This is a genomic window from Shewanella sp. 4t3-1-2LB (assembly GCF_017368415.1).
Taxonomy (GTDB): domain Bacteria; phylum Pseudomonadota; class Gammaproteobacteria; order Enterobacterales; family Shewanellaceae; genus Shewanella; species Shewanella fodinae.
Map to the genome: position 1 here is coordinate 1 of NZ_JAFNJD010000080.1, position 5,780 is coordinate 5,780.

At 42.4% G+C, this 5,780-nt stretch carries 6 protein-coding genes; 4 read left to right on the forward strand and 2 right to left on the reverse strand.

The annotated features are described in order from the left end of the window. Window positions 1–311 precede the first annotated feature (311 nt). From J3L11_RS18370 to J3L11_RS18380, 3 genes are all read left to right on the forward strand, one after another. On the forward strand, window positions 312–650 hold the full coding sequence (locus tag J3L11_RS18370) for a hypothetical protein (protein WP_207571924.1): 339 nt from the start codon (window positions 312–314) through the stop codon (window positions 648–650). Between the two features lie 145 nt (window positions 651–795). Beyond that, window positions 796–1,494 (forward strand): hypothetical protein, encoded by a 699-nt coding sequence (locus J3L11_RS18375; RefSeq protein WP_207571925.1) that lies wholly within the window; start codon window positions 796–798, stop codon window positions 1,492–1,494. Between the two features lie 32 nt (window positions 1,495–1,526). Then, window positions 1,527–2,312 carry an ankyrin repeat domain-containing protein gene (locus J3L11_RS18380; protein WP_207571926.1) on the forward strand — a complete coding sequence of 262 codons (786 nt, stop codon included), beginning with the start codon at window positions 1,527–1,529 and terminating at the stop codon, window positions 2,310–2,312. 414 nt (window positions 2,313–2,726) lie between these two features. On the opposite strand, the gene trmA is transcribed toward J3L11_RS18380, so the two are convergent. Then, window positions 2,727–3,827, reverse strand: a complete 1,101-nt coding sequence (trmA, locus tag J3L11_RS18385) for a tRNA (uridine(54)-C5)-methyltransferase TrmA (protein WP_207571927.1) — start codon at window positions 3,825–3,827, stop codon at window positions 2,727–2,729. A 175-nt stretch (window positions 3,828–4,002) separates the two neighbouring features. On the opposite strand from trmA, the gene murI reads away from it, so the two are divergent. After that, window positions 4,003–4,782, forward strand: coding sequence for a glutamate racemase (murI, locus tag J3L11_RS18390; protein ID WP_207571928.1), 780 nt, complete (start codon window positions 4,003–4,005; stop codon window positions 4,780–4,782). Window positions 4,783–4,785: 3 nt separating this feature from the next. Here the strand turns inward: murI and J3L11_RS18395 are convergent, their stop codons facing one another. After that, a complete protein-coding gene (locus tag J3L11_RS18395) occupies window positions 4,786–5,232 on the reverse strand; it encodes an RNA-binding protein (protein ID WP_207571929.1) in 447 nt (148 codons plus the stop codon). Window positions 5,233–5,780 lie beyond the last annotated feature (548 nt).

Below are 5,780 nucleotides of genomic sequence, written 5' to 3' on the forward strand. Positions count from 1 at the left end.
AACAGTGACTTGTTTTACTGCTTCGATTTTGAATTGTTCGGGGTAACGTTTATGGCTCATGGACACCTCTTTTTTTAGCTAGTTTATCTAACTAAAAGGTGTCTAGGAAATCAGTGGCGATTCAATATCCAGACTCGCAGGACTTGAAGGTCATGACTCTATTGCTGGCATGGTTTTTTCTAGAAGTGAAACGTATAATTCGGCTTTTCAGGCATGGAGCTTAACAGGGATGCTACCAAGTGCTGCGTATACTGGTATAGCAATGAGTGCCTATAGCCCTGATATCTACAGATGGAATCGAAAGGGGTACTATGAGTAAGCTTTTAGTCATGATCGCCTTGTCAATAATGACATTTGGTTGTATTAGTATTGATAATCGATTTTTCGATTTGAATAGAAAAGTTGAATATCATAGTTGGTTAGAATCTCTCAAAATTAAATATGGAGAAGGTACATATTATTCATTTCAAGCAGTTGATTTCTCCCCGACAGGGGATAAAAAGCCCAGTTTGGAGCGACTTAAAAAACTAATCTATATGACTAAACCTGTTCCGGAAGCGTGTATTAAAAAAATGGAGATTATTGATGAGTCAAGAAATTTATATGAAGGTGGAGGAGAAACTATTTTGGTGAGGTGTGCAGGCAGGTAGAGCTGATACAGTATGTGCACAATTTGGCAAATAAAAATAGTTTTGTATTGGCCGGGACCATTGCACCAGCAATGGTTGGACAATATTACGCATTGAGTGTGGACAGTTACAACTATTACCTTACCAATTTAGAGAGGGAACGTTAATGCGGCAGGTGTACATGGGGTTATCTATTTTTTTGTTGGCAGGTCTATTGCCGGGATGTGCTTATTATGTTTATGGCACCCACTCTGCGTATGGTTTTCAAAAAGTCGATACAGAAGAATATCTTGGACCGATTGATACGGGTTATGACTCCAAAATCACCAGCCCAGTGCTGACTTTTGCTGATGGCGTACAAGTCAAGTTTAGTATTCCAGAAATGTTTAATTATCTTCCAAAATCAAAGGATTTAGATTTTTCTAATGATGCCAGAATTGAAATATTTATCACCTCGTTAACGCCGGGAATAAAGCTAGATACAACGGGTATTATTTTAGATCAATATCGTGTTGGTAAAAAAACACTTGTTAATTTTTTAGAACTTAAACGTTATCCCAGTTTGGCAAAAGGTGATAATGGGTTATTGGTATGTCGTTACTCGGAATTGTCAGAAAAAGCTTTCTATGATTTTTACCAGGGAGACAGCATTAATATTCCTCATAGGACAACAGATTTCAGTTTGGTAACCTCAGAGTTACTCTCTGACCCCACCATTCTCTGTGGTGAATTGGTTGCGATAAATACTAACTTTGCCGGAGAACAAGGGTATTTTATCATTACGCTACCTTTGATTGAGGATGGAATGACTCACGAATATAAAGTGTATTTTTATCCAGTAGGCTATCGTTTCACCATGAAGTAATTTGGTTGTGCATGCAAGGTAATGGGAACATCATGTTAAATAAGCAGAATAAACTATTATTTTCTATTTTTGTACTTTCTCTGTCGGGATGTAGTTTTGCGAACCAGGATCATGAGTTACAAGATAAATATGCACAATCGTTAGGGGAAAAAATATTAATCCACATGGATTTAGAAACGATGTTTCCATCAGAGAAACTTCGAGCTTTAGCCAATGCTGCTGGAAAAGGACAAATATCTACTGTTGATAAATTACTTCGCCAAGGAGTCGATGTTAATTCTAAAGGAACAGAGAATGCGACAGTACTTTTTTGGTCTATGCGCAATGAAACCGGCTTTAATCATTTACTTGAAATGGGAGCTGATCCGAATGTAGTCTTTGGTGATGGCGGCAGCGTAATGCATTGGGCAGCGAGAAAGTCAGATTGTTCTATGTTGGAAGGCGCCTTAAAGCATGGTGGAAACCCAAATTTAAAGGCAGGAATGTATGGTGGTTCACCTTTATTTGAAACTGTTACCGTTGGCAATAATAAGGGGACTCCTGAATGTCTAAAACTACTGCTTCAAAGTGGCGCAGACATTAACTTGCAAGATGACAAAGGTCAGACAATATTGTTGATGGCAGCGGATCTGGCAAGATTTGATATAGTTTTATATCTTCTTCAGCAAGGAGCGGATATGACTATTGTTGACAATAAAAATCAAAACATAAAATCCTTACATCACTCTTATGAGGGGGCTTTTAAGAAGGGAAGCGTTACAGAGAAATATTGGTTCATGGTTAAAAGTTGGTTAGATGCCAAGGAGGGGAAAGAATAGGTAGCAGTTTTAAATATTGGTGTTAGATAGATTGATGCAGGCAAAATTTTTGAATTGTGCTGATGGTTCTGATGTTCCTTAGATTTTAATGTGATGGATGCTCCTACTTTCTAGCGTCCGCTGTACCAAACTTTAGGTACAAACGGTAAATAAATAGCCAATTAATCAATACATTAATTGAAATTCAATGTGTATTACTCTCCAAAATTACAGTCGGAACCACAGAGCTAAGGAAGTAGAGGTACGAGATTCATGTCTATTAGAGATGGCGAAGACGTTGGAATTTTCCAAGATGGAGACTGGGTCGATAAGCATGGGATTAAAGAAAGTTATCGGGGGCGTGGGAGTTTTTTGTTATCCATACCCCATGCTGTACCCAGTAGTATTTTTATATCGTCAAACCGACAAGTATCCTTATTTAATACGCTCTAGCAGTACACCTGTTTCTATGTGATCTGTGTACGGGAACTGATCAAACAGTGCAAAGCGGCTGATGCGGTGGCTTTGACACAGTTGTTCCAGATTACTTTTCAAGGTTTCCGGGTTGCAGGAGATATATAAAATATGGTCGTACCCCTGCACCATCTCCACGGTTCGCTGATCCAGTCCTGCACGTGGTGGGTCAACAAAGATGGTGTTGCAGTGGTAGCTGCCAAGGTCGATACCTGCTAACCGCCGAAACTGACGGTCAGTGGTCACGGCTTGTGAAAACTCTTCTGCCGACATCCGGATGATTTGCAGGTTAGGTATTTTATTGATGGCGATATTGTACTGCGCCGACTCCACTGAGGGTTTGGCTAGCTCAGTTGCTAGGACTTTGTCAAAATTCTGCGCCAGTGCGATAGAAAAATTACCGTTGCCACAATAAAGCTCCAACAAATCGCCCTTACTGTTACGGGTGCAATCTTGTGCCCATTGCAACATCTTGCAGGCAACACCGGCATTGGGCTGGGTGAAGCTATTTTCCACTTGTTTGTACAGGTACCGCTGACCGTTTACCTCGAGTTGTTCTGTTACAAAATCCCGTTCCAGAACGATTTTCTGTTTACGGGCCCGGCCAATGATATCCACATGGAACTGTGCTGACAGTCGCTGCTTCATCGCCAGTGCTTGTGTTTGCCAGTTGCTGTCTAACTGACGATGGTACAGCAGTGATACCAAAATCTCGCCAGACATGGTTGACAGAAAATCTACCTGAAACAACTTATGGCGTAATGTGGGGTTAGGTTTTAGCTCGGTCACCAGCGCTAACATCATCTCATTGATCAAGCGACTGGCTGGAAGAAACTGGTCACAGCGTACAGGTTGCTTGTTCTGCTGATCATAGACGCAGAAATATAGATCATCGCCATCATGCCAGACTCGGAATTCCGCCCGCATCCGATAATGTTCTGGGGTGGACGCGAAAACCTCGAGTGGCGGTGGTGCAAACTCGGCAAAGGACTGCTGCAGCAATTGGCGCTTAACCTCAAGTTGTTCGTCGTAGCGTTCTGGCACCATTGCTTCAATATCCATTACAGTCTCTCTTGCATAAAATTAGGGCGCAAATAGTAAACATAGTGGCGCTATAGCTCAAGTTTCACCGGACAATTACAGTGCAGCTTTGCAGTTTATCAACGGCTGTGAAACAATATTCGGCCTGATTGCGGTCCGAACAATAGTTATTAGGTTTTATCCTCAGAGGCACATCTTGTCACACACAATCCTGGTTTTTGATTCCGGTGTTGGCGGCCTGTCAGTATTGCAGGAAATTCGTCAACTTCTGCCAGGTCAGCACTACCACTATCTATTTGATAATGCCCGTTTGCCCTACGGCGAACTGGGCGAAGCGGAACTCATCCGTGGCTGTGTAGCGCTCATTGAGCCAATGGTAAAACAGTTAAATGCAGATATTGTGGTGATTGCCTGTAATACCGCCAGTACCTTAGTGTTACCAGCGCTAAGACAATGTCTGAGTATCCCTGTGGTTGGTGTCGTTCCGGCGATTAAGCCAGCAGCACAATTGTCTCAGCGACATCACATTGGGCTGTTAGCAACACCAGGAACCGTTAAGCGTGAGTATACCCATGAACTTATTCGCAAGTTTGCCGGGGATTGTCGCGTTGAACTGTTTGGTTCTTCAGAATTGGTAATGCTGGCAGAGCAGAAGATGGCAGGCATACCGGTTTCACAATCGCAGTTACAGAAACTCCTTGCCCCGATTGCCGAGTCAGCGCTGGATGTTTTGGTGTTGGGATGTACTCATTTCCCTATGCTTAAAACAGAATTGGCTGAGGCACTAGGTCACGGCATTGCGCTATTGGATTCTGGCGAAGCCATCGCCCGCAGAGTCAAAGAGCTATTGCCAGCGGATTTGGATACAACTGAGCAGGAAACTGTCGCGGCCTATTACACTACCGCGACAATCAGTGACGGATTAAGACAAAACTTGCAGCAGCTCGGTTTCACTAGTGTCAATAAAGTGAGCTGACACTTATTCAGCGTCTTCTCTTTCGGTATCCTGAGATTTGGCTTCACGGACTTTCAGTGTCCGTTCCTGAAAGATAAAATCATTCAGCTTAGTTAACGCCTGCTGGCCCCCTTTCTCAGCAATCTCGACAAAACCAAAACCCTTGCGGCGTCCAGTCTTGCGATCACGTACTAACCGTACAGAACTGACCGGCCCATACTGTTCAAACAGCGTTTTCACTTCTGCTTCATTAACCCGATAAGGCAGGTTACCGACATAAAGCGTCATGATTGGACCTTTATACGCTGCAGCTGCAATGGCGTTTTGGGGAGCAGAAACAAAATTGATAATGGCGGCAATGATCGCGCCCACAGCAAAACTGAGATAAGAGGGAACTTGAAGATTCAAAAAATAGATCGCCAGGGCTCCAAAAACAGCGACGAGTAAAACGATGAGCAATGACTTTTGCATATAGATAAGATCTCAATGAAACTAAAATGATAAAATAGTGTTAACAACCAAGGCTATGGTAATGAATTATTTAGTGTTAAACCAGACTTTTGCCGGAAAAGTGAGCATCGCTCGCAAAATTGACCGTTAACAAACTTTTTGAAGCTTAATTAATCGCGAAAAAGCGCCGTCTGAGTCGCTGTGGATAAAAGATCGGCGACTGAATCAATTGCCTCCAAAAAGATCTTGCACCGTTAATCTTCCCGCCTATAATGCACCCCACACCGACTGACCACCACGAGCGAACAGCTCAATGTGCGGTTTTAGGTGATAAAGTCTTCAATTAAATCAAAGTTTACTTGACGGCTTTAGCGGATTGCGTAAAATACGCAACCCCAAATGTACAGAAATGTACATTACGCTCTTTAACAAAATATCAAGCAATCTGTGTGGGCACTCGCAGTGAATGAAATCGCAAAACGATTTAAAACTCACTGAAGAGTGTTCGAATAGAACAGTCATTCATTAGAGTCAAAAAACTTTTAATTGAAGAGTTTGATCATGGCTCA